The organism is Stenotrophomonas sp. 1L-E-5-B-C3 (genome assembly GCF_057292075.1).
The window spans coordinates 214,053-231,963 of the sequence record NZ_JBXAWS010000002.1 but is presented as its reverse complement, the minus strand read 5'-3'; the positions used below and the strand labels follow the sequence as shown (position 1 = coordinate 231,963).

Below are 17,911 nucleotides of genomic sequence, written 5' to 3'. Positions count from 1 at the left end.
ACAGGTCCACCGCGAGCGTAGCCAGGCGCTACCCGGCCTACCCGCGCCCGCCGTGCTGTTCCTGAAGAAGACCGATCAGCGCTTTCAACCCGGGCGGCACATGCCGATGGCCCGGGTAGTACAGCGAAAGGCCAGGAAACTCGGGACACCAGTCCTCAAGCAACCGCAGCAGGCGGCCATCGGCCAATGGCTCCAGTGCCAGGTGCTCGGGAACGAACGCAATACCGATGCCGTCAACGGCGGCGTCGACCATCAACGGCTGGTCCGTCAGCGTGATCGGCCCGGAGACGTTCACCCGCTCGGTGGTGCCTTGATGCTCGAACTCCCAGCGGTAGATCGCCCCACTTTCGAAGCGGAAACGAATGCAGTCATGCTGATGGAGATCCAGCGGCCGCAGCGGTCGGCCACGCGCCCGCAGGTACGCGGGCGAAGCAACCGCCGCGAAGCGCATGGGCGCGGTCACCGCTATCGCGACCATGTCCTGAGGCACCGCTTCGGTAAGGCGGATACCTGCATCGAACCCATCCGAAACGATATCGCCCAACCTGCCGTCACTGACGATATCCAGATGGACCTGCGGGTATTGGCGCAGGAACCTTGCGAGCACCGGCTTCAGCACGAGCCGTATGGCGCCTTCACTGGCGTTGATGCGGACCGTGCCACGCGGCGTGCCGGCCTCAGTATCCACCGACTGCAGGGCCTCTTCGATCGAGGCCATGGCCGGACGCAGTTTTTCCGCCAGTCGCTCCCCGGCGTCGGTCAGCGAGACGCTGCGCGTGGTGCGATTGAACAGGCGCGCACCCAGCCGCTGCTCGAGCGCCTTGATCGCATGACTGATCGCCGACGGCGTGATGTTCAACTCGGCCGCCGCGCTGCGGAAGCTCCTATGCGCTGCAACCGCCAGGAACGCCGTGAAGGCGGCCAGATCACCTCCGCTTGATTGTTGAATACGATTCACCATATCGTGAAATATTGGAGCGATTGTCTTGATAGTCAACCGATTCTACGCTCCGGGTTGTCCGCGGGCACACGCCCTCGGCGCTCACCCACCGGGACAGGATCAAGACGATGAAAACGATGAAAGCGGTTGTGATGACCGGGCCGAATGCGCCGTGGCAAGTGCAGGACGTGCCGATGCCCGTGATCGAACCGGGTCAGGTACTGGTCAAGGTCCACGCATCGGGCATGTGCTACACGGACGTGTGGGCAACCCAGGGCTATGGCGGCGACATTTACCCGCAGACGCCGGGGCATGAAGTGGTCGGCGAGGTCGTGGAAGTAGGCGCGGGTGTGCATACGCGCCGGGTGGGCGATCGCGTGGGCACCTCATGGGTCCAATCCGCGTGCGGGCGATGCCCCTACTGCCGCGAGAGTCGCCCTTTGTCCGGGCAGACCGCTATGAACTGCGATGCACCCCGCACCACCGGCTTCGCCGCGCAGGGCGGACACGCACAGTACATCGCCATCTCTGCCGAAGGCACGGTACTGCTGCCTGACAGCCTCTCCTACGTGGACGCAGCGCCGATGATGTGTGCCGGCTACACCACCTGGAGCGGGCTGCGCGATGCGGCGCCCCAGCCACGGGAGAAGATCGCGGTACTTGGCATCGGCGGGCTGGGCCACGTCGCCCTGCAGCTGTCCAAGGCCTGTGGCTTCGAGACCATCGCCATCACCCATTCTGCAGACAAGCACGCGCTCGCCCTGCAGCTGGGCGCCGACCAGGTCGTTGCCAACGGCAAGGAGTTGAAGGCCATCGGTGGCGCCGACGTGCTGCTGGTGACCACCAATGAATTCAGCTCGGCCGAGGAGGCAATGACCGGTCTGCGTGTCGACGGGCGCGTTGTGCTGTGCGGCCTGGACTTCAGCCAGCCCTTCTCGATCTCGTCCGAAGGCGTGCCGTTCCACATGATGCGCCAGCGCGTGATCGGTGCCACCCATGGTGGCCAGCACTACCTCAGTGAAGTGCTGCAGCTTGCCGCCGCCGGCAAGGTGAAGCCGATGGTCGAGACCTTTGATCTGGACCGGGCGACCGAGGCGTATGACCGCCTGTCGTCAGGAAGGATGAGGTTCCGTGGCGTGCTGTTGCCGTGGGGCAGCGCCTGAGAGCGGGCGCCCGATGCCGCCGGGCATGGCCCGGCGCTACCGGCATCTGCAACGAAAAAGGCGGCCCTGCGGCCGCCCTCTTCTGCATCACTTGCCCTTGACGTGTTTCATCAAGCGCCGCTTGGCCTTGACCTGCCGCTCGGTGAGGACGTTCTTCTTGCCCTCGTACGGGTTGGTACCCTCGCGGAAGATGAAGCTCACCGGCGTGCCGATCAGCTTGAAGCGCTTGCGGAAGAAGTTCTCCAGGTAGCGCTTGTACGACTCCTGCAGCTCCTTCAGGCGGGTGCCGTGCACGATGAAGGTCGGCGGGTTGGCGCCGGCCGGGTGCACGTAACGCAGCTTGGAGACATGGCCGCGGATGGTCGGCGGCGGGTTGGTCTCGTAAGCCACTTCCAGCGCCTTGTTCACTTCGCTGGTGGTGAAGGTCTTGTTCGCCGATTCGTGCGCGCGGTGCACCGCACGGAACAGCTCACGCAGGCCCGAACCATGCTTGGCCGAGATGCGCACCGACTCAGCCCACGGCACGAAGCCCAGGCGAAGCGACAGCATGGTTTCGGCCTGCTCGCGCTGGTACTCGGTCAGGCCATCCCACTTGTTGATGGCGATCACCAGCGCGCGGCCGGCATCGAGCACGGCACCGAGTACGGTGGCGTCCTGGTCGGTCACACCTTCGGTGGCGTCCAGCATCAGCACCGCCACCTGGCACTGCTCGATCGACTGCATGGTCTTGACCACCGAGAACTTCTCGACAACTTCGTCCACGCGCGAGCGGCGGCGCAGGCCGGCGGTGTCGATCAGGCGGTACTCACGGCCATCACGCTCCAGGTCCACGGCGATCGAGTCGCGGGTGGTACCCGGCACGTCGGAGGCGATCATGCGCTCCTCGCCGAGGATGCGGTTGACCAGGGTCGACTTGCCCACGTTCGGGCGGCCGACAAAGGCAATGCGGATGCGGTTCGGATCGTTGTCCAGCTCTTCGCCGCTGCCTTCTTCCGGCAGGCGCTGCACCACTTCTTCGAGCAGGTCATCCAGGCCCTGGCGATGCGCGGCCGAGACGGTCAGCATTTCGCTGAAGCCGTAGCGGGCGAACTCCGAACGCACGCTGTCCTCGTCGGTGCCGTCGATCTTGTTGATCAGCAGCAGCGTCGGGCGCGACAGCTTGCGCAGCCAGGCCAGGATCTCATCGTCCATGGCCGAGCTGCCGTCACGGGCATCGACCACGAACAGGATCAGATCGGCTTCCGCAGCGGCGGCACGGGCCTGGCGCGTGGTAGCGCCAGCCAGGCCTTCTTCCTCTTCCGCGATGCCGCCGGTGTCGACGACGAGGAAATGATTGTCCTCGTCGAGACGGCAGACGCCGTAGTTGCGGTCGCGGGTGACGCCGGGCTGGTCGTGGACCAGGGCGTCACGGGTGCGCGTAAGCGCATTGAAAATAGTCGACTTGCCGACATTCGGCCGTCCAACCAGGGCGACCAAAGGCAGCATCGCGATTACTCCATTTTTAATTTGCCAACCGGAAGGCGGTCAGCTTGCCATCCACGTTCTGCACCAGCAGCACCCCGTCTACGACGATTGGCTGGGCAAGCAGGGCGTCACCGCCGCTCTTTGCCCGTGCAGCCATCGCCCCATCGGCGGTCTTCAACCAGTGCACGTATCCCTTGTAGTCACCGACCACCACGTAGTCGCCGTGCAGCGCCGGGCCGGTCAGCGAACGACGCGCCAGCTCGGTCTGCGACCACATTGCTGCGCCGGTCGCCTTGTCCAGGCCGAACACGCCGCCCTTGTTGTCGGTAACGAAAACATTGCCAGACGAAACCGCCACGCCACCCGCGCCGCCATGGTCGCGCGCCCACAGCGGGCGACCGGTCGGGCCTTCGATGGCCATGGTCTGGTTCTTGAAGCTGCTCACATAGAGGGTGTTGCCCTCCAGCACCGGGGCGCCATCGACGTCGGCCATGCGCTCCAGCTCGGTACGGCCTTCGCCGTTGCCGAGGTTCTGTTCCCACAGGGTGCGGCCATCCTGCATGCCGAGTGCGGCAACCGCACCTTCGTCCTTGCCGATGAACAGCACGCCCGGACCGGTTACCACCGGCGCGTTGCCACGCACGGTCAGCGCCGGCAGCTCGCTCGGGTTGAACCACTTCTGGGTGCCGTTGCCGACATCGAAAGCAGTCACACGGCCATCATTGCTGCGCACGAAGACCATGCCCTGTGCAACAGCCGGTGCGGCGATGACTTCACCCGGAACACGGGCGCGCCACTTCTCGCTGCCATCGTTGATGTCCAGGGCGATGACCTGGCCATCGAGCGTGCCGATCACGACCAGGTTCTCACCGACGCCCGGGCCACCGGACAGGCGCAGCTTGGCCTTCTTCTTTTCCTTCTTCGGCTCCCAGGTCCAGACCTTCTTGCCGGTCTGCAGGTCGATGGCGTGGACGCCACCGGTGATCGCCGCAGCGAACACGTGACCATTGGCCACTGCCGGGCCCTGGCGCACGCCGATGCGGCGCTCGCCCTTGCCGAGGTTGACCGACCAGGCCTTGTTGACCTTCACGGAGGGCTCGAACTTGACCAGTTCAGCCGGCTCCTGGGCCTTCTTCGCTGCCGCGTCCTTGCCGGCGAACCAGCCCTTCACGGTGCTGCAGCCAGTCAACGCCATGCCCATCAGGAGCACGGTGGCGACGCGGGTGATCATGACCTTCTGACTCATCAAACCGACTCCGCAGGGGCGGCGACCGTGCCGCCAGCATCCATAACCTTGGTTTCCAGCAGGCGCCGCTGCGGCGCTGCCACGTCCAGCGTCTTCAGCGCCTTCTCGTACTGTGCACGGGCGTCATCGCGCTTGCCCTGCGCCATCAGCGCGTCGCCATGGATCTCCAGGCTGCTGCTGTCAGTGGCGCTGCCGAGCAGCTTGATGGCCTCGTCGCTCTTGCCGGTAGCCACCAGCAGGCGGGCCACGCGCTGGTCGACCACGCGCTGCAGGTCGCCTTCGACCTTCACTGCGCGCAGGGTGGCCAGCGCTTCTTCGTTCTTGCCGGCGTCGACCTGGGCCTTGGCCAGCTGCAGCGCCGCGAGGTCGCCGTAGATGCTGGACGGACCAGCTTCGAGCGCCTTGACCGCCTTGGAGGCGTCGTCAAGCTTGTTCTGCTGAAGGCCGACCAGGGCCTTCTGGTACTCGACATTGGCCGAGGCCAGCTTGCCGCCCTGATCCTTCTGGTACCACTGCCAGCCGGCAATGGCACCGATGGCGATGACTACGCCACCGAGGATGCTGGCGCCATTCTTCCGCAGCCAGCTGCGGACGCGTTCACTTTGTTCGTGCTCGTCGAGCAGGTCGTCGATCGCCATGCGTACTCTCGCCCCGCCCGTCGGGAGGGACCATTGGGATTAATCGAAGGTGGTGAAACCGCGCCTCAGTGCGAAACCGGGACTACGGAGCCTTCAGAGGATACCTGAAAGCGTGCCACGTTGGCTCGCTGGTAGGGGGTCAGATCGACGATAGCGCCATTCTGCTGAACCTGGACCGCCGAGGCATTGCCCAGCGTGACCCGGGCAACCTGGCCCGGGGTGAAGCTGCGGCTCTCGCCGGACTTGATCAGCGCCTTCTCGACGCTGGTGCCGTCCGGGCCACCGATATCGACCCAGCTGTCGCCGTTGAACTGCATGTCCAGCGTATTGGCCGCAGCGGCGGCCGGGGCCGAACGCGGCACCGGAGCCAGCGAGGCCACGTACGGGGTTGCCGCCGGCTTGCTGGCCGGAGCAGCCGCCACTTCGACCGGCGCGGACGGCTCGATGCCTGCCGCCGACGGGGTCACCGGCACGGCGGCCGGCAGCGCATCCAGCGACGCGGTATTCGGCGCCGGGGGGGCACTGCCATCGAAGTGGCCACGGGTGGCGAACCACACCGGCACGGCCAGCACCGCGGTGATACCGACATAGAGCACGCGCCGACCGAGGTTCTCGGCGATACGGCGCGCACGCGGGGTATGGGTATGGCTGACCAGGGTGGGCGGGACCACCGGCCCGACCTGGGCCTGCTCCAGCAGCTGGCCCACGTCCACGTCGAGCAGGCGCGCATAGCTGCGCAGCTGGCCGCGCACGAACACCGGCGCGCCGAGCTTCTGCCATTGTTCTTCTTCCAGCGACCTGACCACCTGGATCGGCATGCGCAGGCGCGAGCCGACATCTTCGAGGGTCAGTCCGGCCGCCTCACGGGCCTGGCGCAGGCGGGTGCCGCAGCCGGCCGCAGTCTCGAGAGCGCTCACAGTCTGGTCATCAATCACAATGCATCAACCCTGGAGTTAGGAGCCCGCTTCCTGCGGAAATTCCTGTCGAATCCGCTGAAGATAGCGATCAGATGCCGCCCGATCACCCAGCCGCGCTTCGATTTGAGACGCAAGTTGTAACACGGAACGCGTTGCGGGTGCAGCTGCAATCCTACGTTCGGCGAAGGCCCGGGCCTCCATGAAGCGGCCCTGGCGGAAGCTCAACTGAGCCATCGCCTCCAGCGCAACCGGGTTGCCGGGCAGCACTGCGAGTGCCGCGCGCAGGTCGCGCTCGGCACGCTCGAGCTGGCCGGCATCCAGCGCACAACCGCCCGCATTGGCCTGTGCTTCGGCCGCTGCAGCATAGCCGGGGGCCTGCAATGCGCGATCGAACCAGACCAGCGACTCGGCCGGCCGCCCCTGCTGGCACAGCCAGGCACCGTAATTGTTGAGTACGTCGCCGCGCTGCGGCGCCAACTCAGCAGCCCGGCGGAAGTTCTCGCCAGCCTGCTGGGTACGGCCGCGGCGCTCGTCGATGCCGGCCAGCAGCACCAGACCGTCCGGCGCATCCGGGGCCAGCTTCTGCGCCTCGCGGACCTTGCGCTCGGCAGCATCAAGGTTGCCGACCTGCAGGTCGCGGGCCGCCAGGGACAGCAGATCCTGCCAGCGCACCTGGCGCCGGACGTTGTCCGGGTCACGCACGGAGTACACCGGCGCCATGCTGGGGCCCAGCTTGGCCTTGGAGTGGGATTTGCAGCCGCCGACCGAAATGGCCAGCACGCCTGCGATCAGGACCAGCCAGAGGCGGTCAGGCCGCGGCATCGCTCCCCTTCCCCGCCTGAAGCGTCTTGTTGAACTCGGCCTGGCGGCGTGTGCGGTCCATCACCTGGCCCTTGAGCTGGCCACAGGCGGCGTCGATGTCGTCGCCACGGGTGCGGCGGACCATGGTCAGCACGTTGCTGTCGAGCAGGATCTTCTGGAAGGCGCGGATATGCGCTTCTTCCGAACGCTCGTAGCGGGTGCCCGGGAACGGGTTGAACGGGATCAGGTTGACCTTGCCCGAGTCCTTGGCCTGCACCGCGTTGTCGAACTGGCGCATCAGGCGCGCCAACTCGCGGGCATGCTCGGGCTTGTCGTTGATGCCCTTCATCAGGGTGTACTCGAAGGTCACCGATTCGCGGCGCTTGTTGGCGCGCAGGTAGCGTGCGCACGAAGCCATCAGCTCGGCAATCGGGTACTTCTTGTTGAGCGGCACCAGCGTCTCGCGCAGCGCATCGTTGGGCGCATGCAGCGACACCGCCAGCGACACGTCGCTTTCGGTGGACAGGCGGTCGATCTGCGGCACCAGGCCGGAGGTCGACAGGGTCACGCGCTTGTTGGCCAGGCCGTAGCCCAGGTCGTCGCGCATCACGCTCATGGCGCGCACGACGTTGTCGAAATTCATCAACGGCTCGCCCATGCCCATCATCACCACGTTGGTAAGACGGCGCATCTGGTGCGGCACGTTGCCCAGGTGGCGTGCGGCAATCCACACCTGGCCGATGATCTCGGCGGTGGTCAGGTTGCGGTTGAAGCCCTGGGTGGCAGTGGAACAGAACGTGCAGTTCAGGCCGCAACCGACCTGCGAGGACACGCACAGCGTGCCACGGGTCTTGTCGGGGATGTACACGGTCTCGATGGCGTTCTTGCCATCCACGCCCATCGCCAGCAGCCACTTGTGGGTGCCGTCGGCGGAGGGCTTGTCGAACACGATGTTCGGGACGAGGACCTCGGCATGCTCCTGCAGCTTGGCGCGCAGGACCTTGCCGAGGTCGGTCATCTCATCGAACTCGGTGACGTAGCGATGGTGGATCCACTTCATCACCTGATGGGCACGGAACTTCTTCTCGCCAAGAACCTCGACGAAAAACTTCTCCAGGCCCGCGCGATCGAGGTCGAGCAGGTTCTGCTTGCCAGCCGTGGGTGCCGACTTCGGCAGCGGCTGGATGGCGGGTGTCTGTACGACCTCGTTCACGGCATTACTCTCAGCGCGAAACGACTTCGGTGGCGGCGAAGAAGTAGGCGATTTCAATCGCTGCATTCTCGACCGAGTCCGAGCCGTGGGCGGCGTTGGCATCGATGGATTCGGCGAAGTCGGCGCGGATGGTGCCCGGCGCGGCTTCCTTCGGGTTGGTGGCGCCCAGCAGGTCGCGGTGGGCCAGGACGGCGTTCTCGCCTTCCAGGGCCTGGATCATCACCGGGCCGGAGATCATGAACTCGACCAGCGCGTTGAAGAACGGACGCTCGCGGTGCACGGCGTAGAAGCCTTCGGCTTCACGGCGCGACAGCTGCTTGTACTTGGCGGCCACGACCTTCAGGCCAGCCTTTTCAAAGCGGGCGTAGATTTCGCCGATGACGTTCTTGGCAACGGCGTCCGGCTTGATGATCGAAAGGGTGCGCTCCAGCGCCATGGGATGTCTCCAATGGAATCGGGCCGCTGATGGCCCGAAGGGTAACAAAAAAAAAGCCGCGTCGAAACGCGGGCTTAGCCTGATAAACGTGCGCGGATTGTAAAAGATATCGCGGCGTGGTGGTAGTGCCGGCCGCTGGCCGGCAACCCCGTGAGGGGCCAGGGTCGGATCCCCGCAGGGGCTCTGACCCCGTTCCTGGCCCAAGGTCGGGGTCGGAGCCCCGTTCGGGGATCCGACCCCGCCCCACCCCATTCACCCACCTGAGCGGATTCTGACCACCCGGTCCATTTTTGCTGCACTGCAAAATGCCATACGCTACCGTCTGGTTCTAGTATCAAACAATCGTTTGATTAAGGTCCGCCTGCCCGATGGCCAAGCCCGCCCACTTCTCGACCAAGGACCGGATCCTCGGCGCCGCCGAGGAGCTGTTCGCCCAGCACGGCTTCGCCGGCACCTCGCTGCGCCAGGTCACCAGCCAGGCCGACGTCAACATCGCTGCGGTGAACTACCACTTCGGTTCCAAGGAAAACCTGGTCAACGAGGTGTTCCGCCGCCGCATGGACGAGATGACCGGCGCCCGCCTGTCGCAGCTCGAGCGCGCCCGCACCGAGCACCCCGGCCAGCTGCGCCCGGTGCTGGCCGCCTTCGTCGAGCCTGCGCTGGCGATGGCCCAGGACCGCCAGAGCGGCGGCGCCTTCGTGCGCGTGATCGCCCGCGCCTACGCCGAGAAGAACGACAACCTGCGCAAGTTCCTGTCCGACCATTACGGCCATGTGCTGCGCGCGTTCGGCAAGGCCATCGCCGAATGCGTGCCCGGCCTGAGCAAGGAAGAGCTGTACTGGCGCCTGGATTTCCTGGCCGGCTCGCTCACCTATGCCATGGCCGACTTCGGGCTGATCAAGCGTCCCGCCGGTGTCACCGAAGCGGCGCATCGTGCCCATGCCGCCCATGAACTGATCCATTTCGCCGAGGCCGGGTTCCGCGCCGCCGCACGCAGCGGCAGCGCCCTGCCCGCCTCCATTGATTCCACCCAGTAACTGCTGACCAACAAAGGCCCTACACCATGTCCAATTCCCTGCTAGTCCGCCGCGCCGCCGTGCTGGGTGCCGGCGTCATGGGTGCCCAGATCGCCGCCCACCTCACCAACGCTGGCGTCGACACCGTGCTGTTCGACCTGCCCGCCAAGGAAGGTCCGGCCGACGGCATCGTGCTGAAGGCGATCGCCAACCTGGGCAAGCTGAGCCCGGCGCCGCTGGCCAGCAAGTCGCTGGCCGAAGCCATCACCCCGGCCAACTACGAGTCCGGCCTGGAGCAGCTGAAGGACTGCGACCTGATCATCGAGGCCATCGCCGAGCGTATGGACTGGAAGCAGGACCTGTACAAGAAGATCGCCCCGTTCGTGGCCGACCACGCGGTGCTGGCCTCCAACACCTCGGGCCTGGGCATCAACAAGCTGGCCGACGTGCTGCCCGAACAGCTGCGCCACCGCTTCTGCGGCGTGCACTTCTTCAACCCGCCGCGCTACATGCACCTGGCCGAGCTGATCCCGGCCACCACCACCGACGCCGCCGTGCTGGAAGGCCTGGAAGAATTCCTGGTCACGACCCTGGGCAAGGGCGTGGTGTACGCCAAGGACACCCCGAATTTCATCGGCAACCGCATCGGCGTGTTCTCGATCCTGTCCACCATCCACCACACCCAGCAGTTCGGCCTGGGCTTCGATGAAGTGGACGGCCTGACCGGCCCGCTGGTCGGTCGCCCGAAGTCGGCCACCTACCGCACCTCCGACGTGGTCGGCCTGGACACGATGGCCCACGTCATCAAGACCATGGGCGACACCCTGCCGAACGACCCGTGGCATGAGTTCTTCAAGTCGCCGAAGTGGCTGGACGCGCTGATTGCCAAGGGCGCGCTGGGCCAGAAGACCGGCGCCGGCATCTTCCGCAAGGTCGGCAAGGACATCGTGGTGCTGGACCTGGAAAAGCAGGACTACCGCGCCGCTGATCGCACCGCCGCACCGGAAGTGGTCGAGATCCTGAAGATCAAGAACCCGGCCGAGAAGTTCGCCAAGCTGCGCGAGAGCCAGCACCCGCAGGCGCAGTTCCTGTGGGCGACCTTCCGCGACCTGTTCCACTACAGCGCCTACCACCTGGCCGACATCGCCGAAACCGCGCGCGACGTCGACCTGGCCATCCGCTGGGGCTACGGCTGGTCGCTGGGCCCGTTCGAAACCTGGCAGGCCGCCGGCTGGAAGCAGGTTGCGCAGTGGATCGCCGATGACATCGTGGCCGGCAAGAGCATGAGCAACGCCCCGCTGCCGGATTGGGTGTTCGATGGCCGCGATGGCGTGCACGCCGCCGAGGGCAGCTACAGCCCGTCGCGCAACGCCAAGCTGCCGCGCTCGTCGCTGCCGGTGTACCAGCGCCAGCGCTTCCCGGATCCGCTGCTGGGCGAGAAGTTCGCCCCGGGCGAAACCGTGTTCGAGAACGACGGCGTGCGCATGTGGCACGACGGCGACGGCATTGCCGTGGTCAGCTTCAAGACCAAGATGAACACCGTCTCCGACCACGTGCTCGACGGCCTGCAGGAATGCGTGTCGCTTGCCGAAAAGAACTTCCAGGGCCTGGTGATCTGGCAGCAGAAGGAACCCTTCTCCGCCGGCGCCGACCTGGCCGGTGCGCTCGGCCTGTTGCAGGCCGGCAAGGTCGACCAGTTCGAAGAAATGGTGCACAACTTCCAGCGCACCAGCCAGCGCATCAAGTACTCGCTGGTGCCGGTGGTGGCTGCCGTGCGTGGCCTGGCACTGGGTGGTGGCTGCGAGTTCCAGATGCACAGCGCCAAGACCGTAGCCTTCCTGGAAAGCTACATCGGCCTGGTCGAAGCCGGCGTCGGCCTGCTGCCGGCCGGTGGCGGCCTGAAGGAACTGGCCGTGCGCGCCTCGCAGGCGGCCGGCCCGGGTGGTGACGTGTTCGCCGAACTGAAGAAGACCTTCGAGACCGTGGCAATGGCCAAGGTCTCCAACTCGGCGGTCAACGCCAAGGAGCTGGGCCTGCTGCGCAGCACCGACAAGGTGGTGTTCAACAGCTACGAGGCGCTGTACATCGCCAAGGCCGAAGCGCGCGCCCTGGCCGAAGCGGGCTACCGTCCGCCGCTGCCGGCACGCCGCATCCAGGTCGCCGGTGACGTGGGTATCGCCACCTTCAAGATGATGCTGGTCAACATGCTGGAAGGCCGCTTCATCAGCCCGTACGACTACGAGATCGCCGAGCGCATCGCCACCGTGCTGTGCGGCGGCAAGGTCGACCGCGGCACCCTGGTGGACGAAGAGTGGCTGCTGACCCTGGAGCGCAAGCACTTCGTCGAACTGGCCCAGCAGGAAAAGACCCAGGCCCGCATCGCGCACATGCTGAAGACCGGCAAGCCGCTGCGTAACTGATTGATGGCGGGTGCCGACCCCAGGTCGGCACTCCTCTGCCTCTGGTGGGTGCCGACCGTTGGTCGGCACTCCGGCTAAAAAATTCGAGAGATCACTGCAATGACCAAGCAAATCCAGGACGCCTACATTGTCGCCGCCACCCGTACCCCGGTTGGCAAGGCGCCCAAGGGCATGTTCCGCAACACCCGCCCCGACGACATGCTTGCGCACGTGCTGCGCAGCGTCGTCGCTCAGGCCCCGGGCGTGGACGTCAACCGCATCGATGACGCAATCATCGGCTGCGCCATGCCGGAAGCCGAGCAGGGCATGAACGTGGCGCGTATCGGCGTGCTGTTGGCCGGCCTGCCGAACACCATCGCCGCGCAGACCGTGAACCGCTTCTGCTCGTCCGGCCTGCAGGCCGTGGCGCAGGCCGCCGACGCGATCCGCCTGGGCAACGCCGACCTGATGCTGGCCGGCGGCACCGAGTCGATGTCGATGGTGCCGATGATGGGCAACAAGATAGCGATGGCGCCGAGCGTGTTCGACAACGACCACGTGGCCATCGCCTACGGCATGGGCATCACCGCCGAAAAGGTCGCCGAAGAGTGGAAGGTCTCGCGTGAAGACCAGGACGCCTTCGCCCTGGCCTCGCACCAGAAGGCGATGGCCGCGATCCAGAACGGTGACTTCAAGGACGAGATCAGCCCGTACGAGATCGTCTCGCACCAGCCGGACCTGGCTGACGGCAAGCGCATCCTCACCCGCAACAAGCTGGCCGACACCGACGAAGGCCCGCGCCCGGATTCCTCGGCCGAAGGCCTGGCCAAGCTGCGCCCGGTGTTCCGCAACGGCCAGTTCGGCGGTACCGTCACCGCCGGCAACTCGTCGCAGATGAGCGATGGCGCTGGCGCCGTGCTGCTGGCCTCGGAGCAGGCGATCAAGGACTACGGCCTGACCCCGCTGGCGCGTTTCGTCAGCTTCTCGGTGGCCGGCGTTCGTCCGGAAGTGATGGGCATCGGCCCGATCGCCGCGATTCCGAAGGCACTCAAGCAGGCCGGCCTGACCCAGGACCAGCTGGACTGGATTGAACTGAACGAAGCGTTCGCCGCGCAGTCGCTGGCGGTGATCCGCGATTGCGGCCTGGACCCGAGCAAGGTCAACCCGCTGGGCGGCGCGATCGCCCTGGGCCACCCGCTGGGTGCGACCGGCGCGATCCGTACCGCGACCCTGCTGCACGGCCTGCGTCGTCGCCAGCAGAAGTACGGCATGGTGACGATGTGCATCGGCACCGGCATGGGCGCAGCGGGTATTTTCGAGGCGCTGTAAGGTTCAAAGCACTGCCTCGTTGGGCTTCATGGCGTGGGCCGGGTCGGCAGGGCTGCCCGGGACACGCCGTGACCCCCCCTCCGGGGTCCGGCCCAGCCGCTGGCGGCTGTGCGTTCGGGCGCTTGCGAAGCAGTGCTTCGCAAGCAAAGCGCCCTCACCCCTGGGGGCTCGATGGCGCCATCCATGGCGCCAACGGTCCCGGGCAGCCCTGCCGACCCGGCTCTTCCAGCCTCCCCGCGGCGGAGGGGGGAGCAAAGGCAGGATCAAGAGCTGGGGTCAGAGCCCTTTGCGCAGCAAAGGGATCTGACCCCAACTTGACGCTCGCGGAAACGCAAAAGGCAGCCATCGGCTGCCTTTTTGCTTTTGCTCCTGCCCTTGATTCCGCCCTTCCCGTCCGCCCCGCACGGAAACTGTCGAGAGGGGGCGGATGGCCCTCTCCAAAACCGTTGGCGCCATGGATGGCGCCATCGAGCACCATGGAAGGGCTTTGGCGTGTTTTGGAGAGGGCCATCCGCCCCCTCCCCCACGTATCAATCAAAGCGCGAACGGAACGCTCGTAAACCTCAGCCTTCCGCCAACATCGCCGCCAGCTTCTCGCGTGCCGGGCCGGCCAGCTTCGGGTTGTCCAGCGCGAAGCGGATCGTCGCCTCCACCAGCCCCAGGTGCGTACCGCAGTCGAAACGGGTGCCCTCGAAACGATAGGCATCCACCTCTTCGGTCTTCAGCAGCTGCGCGATCGCATCGGTCAGCTGGATCTCGCCACCGGCACCACTGCCGGTCTGCTCCAGCAGCTCGAAGATCTTCGGGCTCAGCACGTAGCGGCCGACCACGGCCAGGTCGCTCGGCGCGTCCTCCGGCTTCGGCTTCTCCACGATCTGAGAGATACGGCCCTTGCGGCCATCGAACGCATCGGTGGCAACGATGCCGTAGCTGGCGGTCTTGTCATGCGGCACGTCTTCCACCGCGATCACGCTGGCACCGCTGGCTTCGTTGAGGTCGGCCATCTGCTTCAGCGCGCCATCGCCACGGTTCCAGATCAGGTCGTCCGGCAGCAGCACCGCGAACGGTTCGTCGCCGATCACCGCCTTGGCACACAGCACCGCATGGCCCAGGCCCAGTGCTTCAGCCTGGGTCACGAAGATCGCGCGGACGCCGTTGGGCAGCACATGACGGATCAACTCCAGCTGCTCCAGCTTGCCAGCGCGCTCGAGCTTCTGCTCCAGTTCGTAGGCCTTGTCGAAATAATCGGCCACCGCATGCTTGTAGCGGTTGGTGATGAACACCAGCGTGTCGCAGCCCGCCTCGATCGCTTCATCCACCGCGTACTGGATCAGCGGCCGGTCGATGATCGGCAGCATTTCCTTCGGAACGGTCTTGGTTGCTGGCAGAAAACGCGTCCCCAGCCCTGCCACCGGGAAAACTGCCTTGCGAATTCGCTTGCTCATTGGTGCCTGTTGGCCTCACGTGCCGGAAAGGGCACAACTTTAGCGGATGAAATGTAAGCATCCTGTTCGATGGGAGAGAACTCCGGCATCGTCGCGAACAGGATCTCCTGGATGCTGGTCGTGTCGTAGCTGCACACCGCCTCGCGCAGGCGCGGGACATTGCCCAGCACCACATCGCGCGCGAACGTGCGCACACCGGCCTCAAGGATCTTCGGGTGTGCGGTCGAACGATAGTCCTCGTCCGAATAGAACAGCGTCTCGTGCAGCTTCTCGCCCGGGCGCAGGCCGGTGTAGATGATCTGGACGTCCTTGTACGGCTGCTTGCCGGCCAGGCGGATCATCTGTTCGGCCAGCACGCGGATCGGCACCGGCTCGCCCATGTCGAGCGTGTAGATCGCACCATGCGACGCCGACGCAGCGGCCTGCAGGATCAGCTGGCAAGCCTCCGGAATGGTCATGAAGTAGCGGCTGACTTCCGGGTCGGTGACGGTGACCGGCCCGCCGCGCAGGATCTGTTCGCGGAACAACGGCACCACACTGCCGGCCGAGGCCAGCACGTTGCCGAAGCGTACGGTGACGAACCGGGTGTGCGTGGACTTCTGGTCCAGGCTCTGGCAGATCATCTCGGCGTAGCGCTTGCTGGCGCCCAGTGCGTTGACCGGGTCCACTGCCTTGTCGGTGGAGATGAACACGAAATGCTCGACGCGTGCCTCCATGCAGGCACGGGCCACGTTCTCGGTGGCCAGGATGTTGTTGCGTACCGCTTCGCGCAGCTGGCGCTCCAGCACCGGCACATGCTTGTAGGCAGCGGCGTGGAACGCGGTATCGACCGGATGCAGCGACAACGCGTGGCGGATCACCGCCGGGTCGCCACAGTCACCCAGTACCGCTTCGACCTCGACATCGGGGAAGCTGCGGCGCAGTTCACCTTCAATGGTCAGCAACAGCAGCTCGCTGATCTCCAGCAGGATGATGCGGCCGGCGCCGTGGCGCGCGCACTGGCGGCACAGCTCCGAGCCGATCGAGCCACCGGCACCGGTGACCATCACCGTACGCCCGCCCAACCAGCCGCGGATCAGGTTCCAGTCCGGCATGATCGGCTTGCGACCGAGCAGGTCCTCGATCGCCACTTCCTTCAACTGCCCTGGCAGCGACTGGCCCTGCAGGATGTCGCTGAGCTTTGGCACGGTGCGGAATGGTACGCCGGTGCTTTCACAGATGGCGACCACGCGCTGCATGCCTGCAGCGTCAAGCGAGGGCATCGCAATCACCAGCAGCTTGGCCGCGGTTTCGCGCACTACTGCCGGCGCGTCGTCCAGGCCACCCAGGATGGGCAGGCCCTGCAGCTTGGCCCCGCGCAGATGCGGCGCATCATCCAGCAGGCCCACCGGTTCGAAGTTGCCCGACCGGCGCAGGTCGCGGACCAGGGTCTCGGCGGCCTGGCCGGCACCCAGGATCAACACGCGCCGCGCGGACGAATCCGACTGCAGCGACTGGTAATCCTTCCATGCCCGGTACAGCAACCGCGGCGCGCCCAGCAGCGCCGACAGCGCGAACGGATAGATCACCAGCACCGACATCGGCACGCCGTCGAAGCGCTTCCACATCAGCACCAGCACGATGGCGACCATGCCGATGAAGCTGGCCTTGAAGATGTTCAGCAGGTCGCTGACGCTGGCGAAACGCCACAGCCCGCGATACAGGCCTATGCGCCAGAACACCACGCCCTGCAACAGCAGTACCAGGGTGGTGTCGACGTTCCACAGGGGAAGCGCAGGCGCGTTGGGAAGGATCGAGTAGCGCCCCGCATGGAGCAGCTGCCAGCATGCCCAGACCATGAAGAGGTCGTGGCAGACGATGGCCGAACGCGGCATCAGGCCGAGGATTCTGTCCCGCCAGGGTGAAGCCATGAGTCAGATAGTTCCTTGTCGGTGACGCAATCCATTGCGCAGGAGGAGCCAAAGGACGCTCAGCGCAATGAACCACGCGATCGCCACGACAGCCTCCCACCTCGGCTGCAAATTCGAGCAGACATTAAGCACTGTAATACTGAACAGGCCCAAAGCAAAGTACATCCCTGTCACCAGGGCGTGGCTGGCTCCTGCCTGCACCGCCCTCTGGTAGACGTGCTGGGTATGGGGTTCCGTCCAGCGTTGCCCCGAAATGATGCGCGCCAGCAGTGTGAAGCCTGCGTCCACAAGGAACGCCGAGGCCGGCACCAGCAGCAGGATCCAGTTGATGTCGGTACGCACGCTGGCGATCGCCAGAACCACCGCCACGGCGTACCCCAGCGCGCCACTTCCGACATCGCCCATGAAGATCCGTGCCCGCGGAAAGTTGAACGGCAGGAATCCCAGGCAGGCCAGGCCCAACGCCACGGCTGCGAGCGAATACGGCCAGGGCAGCACCGGCGCCAGGCCCAGAGCGACCACGATGGCCTGGCTGGCGGCAATGCCGTTGATCCCATCCATGAAGTTCCAGATGTTGATCAGCGAGGCAGTGAACAGCAGCACCAGTACGGCCAGCACCCAGCTGCCACCATGAACCTTGACCAACGCCGCCAGCAGTGCGGCGGCAATGAAATGCACCAGCAGCCGGCGCATGGCCGGAAGCGGCTTGTGGTCGTCCCACCAGCCGATGCCCGCGACCAGGACCAGGCCGAGACTGGCAACCAGCAGGCTGGGCGTTGCTTCGGGCCAGGCCCACATCGCCACGCCCGCCGTAACGAGCAGGCTGATGACGATGGCAATGCCGCCACCGCGCGGGGTTGCCACGCTATGGCTGCGGCGCTCGCCGGGCTGGTCCATCAGCTGCCGGCGCAGCGCGTAACCGCGTGCCGCCCAGGTCAGCGCCGCACTCAGCAGGGCCAATCCCAGCAGCGCCCCCATCACGAACCACGGCATG

General features: G+C 65.8%; 15 protein-coding genes. 4 read left to right on the top strand and 11 right to left on the bottom strand.

Annotated features, from left to right (window positions below; translation table 11 throughout):
- Positions 1 to 37: 37 nt before the first annotated feature.
- Entirely contained in the window at positions 38 to 949 is a 912-nt protein-coding gene (locus AC0Z6F_RS03820) for a LysR family transcriptional regulator (protein WP_428993154.1), read from the bottom strand.
- Between the two features lie 119 nt (positions 950 to 1,068).
- Between AC0Z6F_RS03820 and AC0Z6F_RS03815 the strand changes: the two genes are divergently transcribed.
- On the top strand, positions 1,069 to 2,103 hold the full coding sequence (locus AC0Z6F_RS03815; protein WP_081307580.1) for an alcohol dehydrogenase catalytic domain-containing protein: 1,035 nt from the start codon (positions 1,069 to 1,071) through the stop codon (positions 2,101 to 2,103).
- 87 nt (positions 2,104 to 2,190) lie between these two features.
- Here the strand turns inward: AC0Z6F_RS03815 and der are convergent, their stop codons facing one another.
- The 7 genes from der to ndk all read right to left on the bottom strand — a co-directional run bounded on the left by der (position 2,191) and on the right by ndk (position 8,818).
- Positions 2,191 to 3,588 (bottom strand): ribosome biogenesis GTPase Der, encoded by a 1,398-nt coding sequence (der, locus tag AC0Z6F_RS03810; protein WP_006361683.1) that lies wholly within the window; start codon positions 3,586 to 3,588, stop codon positions 2,191 to 2,193.
- Between the two features lie 16 nt (positions 3,589 to 3,604).
- A complete protein-coding gene (gene bamB, locus AC0Z6F_RS03805) occupies positions 3,605 to 4,813 on the bottom strand; it encodes an outer membrane protein assembly factor BamB (RefSeq protein ID WP_006361681.1) in 1,209 nt (402 codons plus the stop codon).
- A complete protein-coding gene (locus AC0Z6F_RS03800; RefSeq protein ID WP_046986536.1) occupies positions 4,813 to 5,451 on the bottom strand; it encodes a YfgM family protein in 639 nt (212 codons plus the stop codon). The genes bamB and AC0Z6F_RS03800 overlap by 1 nt, the downstream gene beginning before the upstream one ends.
- Before the next feature lie 65 nt (positions 5,452 to 5,516).
- Positions 5,517 to 6,386, bottom strand: a complete 870-nt coding sequence (locus AC0Z6F_RS03795; protein WP_012510798.1) for a RodZ domain-containing protein — start codon at positions 6,384 to 6,386, stop codon at positions 5,517 to 5,519.
- Positions 6,387 to 6,404: 18 nt separating this feature from the next.
- Positions 6,405 to 7,190, bottom strand: a complete 786-nt coding sequence (locus AC0Z6F_RS03790; protein WP_006361657.1) for a tetratricopeptide repeat protein — start codon at positions 7,188 to 7,190, stop codon at positions 6,405 to 6,407.
- Positions 7,177 to 8,382 carry a dual-specificity RNA methyltransferase RlmN gene (gene rlmN, locus AC0Z6F_RS03785; RefSeq protein WP_012510797.1) on the bottom strand — a complete coding sequence of 402 codons (1,206 nt, stop codon included), beginning with the start codon at positions 8,380 to 8,382 and terminating at the stop codon, positions 7,177 to 7,179. Before rlmN ends, AC0Z6F_RS03790 begins: the two co-directional genes overlap by 14 nt.
- 10 nt (positions 8,383 to 8,392) lie before the next feature.
- Positions 8,393 to 8,818: a nucleoside-diphosphate kinase gene (gene ndk, locus AC0Z6F_RS03780; protein ID WP_005409295.1), complete on the bottom strand. Its 426-nt coding sequence runs from the start codon at positions 8,816 to 8,818 to the stop codon at positions 8,393 to 8,395.
- Between the two features lie 368 nt (positions 8,819 to 9,186).
- Between ndk and AC0Z6F_RS03775 the strand changes: the two genes are divergently transcribed.
- From AC0Z6F_RS03775 to AC0Z6F_RS03765, 3 genes are all read left to right on the top strand, one after another.
- Positions 9,187 to 9,855 (top strand): TetR/AcrR family transcriptional regulator, encoded by a 669-nt coding sequence (locus AC0Z6F_RS03775; RefSeq protein WP_012510796.1) that lies wholly within the window; start codon positions 9,187 to 9,189, stop codon positions 9,853 to 9,855.
- A gap of 26 nt (positions 9,856 to 9,881) precedes the next feature.
- Positions 9,882 to 12,254, top strand: a complete 2,373-nt coding sequence (locus tag AC0Z6F_RS03770; RefSeq protein WP_485616685.1) for a 3-hydroxyacyl-CoA dehydrogenase/enoyl-CoA hydratase family protein — start codon at positions 9,882 to 9,884, stop codon at positions 12,252 to 12,254.
- Between the two features lie 99 nt (positions 12,255 to 12,353).
- A complete protein-coding gene (locus tag AC0Z6F_RS03765) occupies positions 12,354 to 13,562 on the top strand; it encodes an acetyl-CoA C-acyltransferase (RefSeq protein ID WP_006361640.1) in 1,209 nt (402 codons plus the stop codon).
- 563 nt (positions 13,563 to 14,125) lie between these two features.
- On the opposite strand, the gene galU is transcribed toward AC0Z6F_RS03765, so the two are convergent.
- The 3 genes from galU to AC0Z6F_RS03750 are packed head-to-tail and all read right to left on the bottom strand — an operon-like array spanning position 14,126 to position 17,910.
- A complete protein-coding gene (gene galU, locus AC0Z6F_RS03760; protein WP_485616686.1) occupies positions 14,126 to 15,007 on the bottom strand; it encodes a UTP--glucose-1-phosphate uridylyltransferase GalU in 882 nt (293 codons plus the stop codon).
- Positions 15,004 to 16,917: a polysaccharide biosynthesis protein gene (locus tag AC0Z6F_RS03755; protein WP_485616687.1), complete on the bottom strand. Its 1,914-nt coding sequence runs from the start codon at positions 16,915 to 16,917 to the stop codon at positions 15,004 to 15,006. Before AC0Z6F_RS03755 ends, galU begins: the two co-directional genes overlap by 4 nt.
- 3 nt (positions 16,918 to 16,920) lie before the next feature.
- Positions 16,921 to 17,910, bottom strand: a complete 990-nt coding sequence (locus AC0Z6F_RS03750) for an MraY family glycosyltransferase (RefSeq protein WP_012510792.1) — start codon at positions 17,908 to 17,910, stop codon at positions 16,921 to 16,923.
- Position 17,911: the final 1 nt, after the last annotated feature.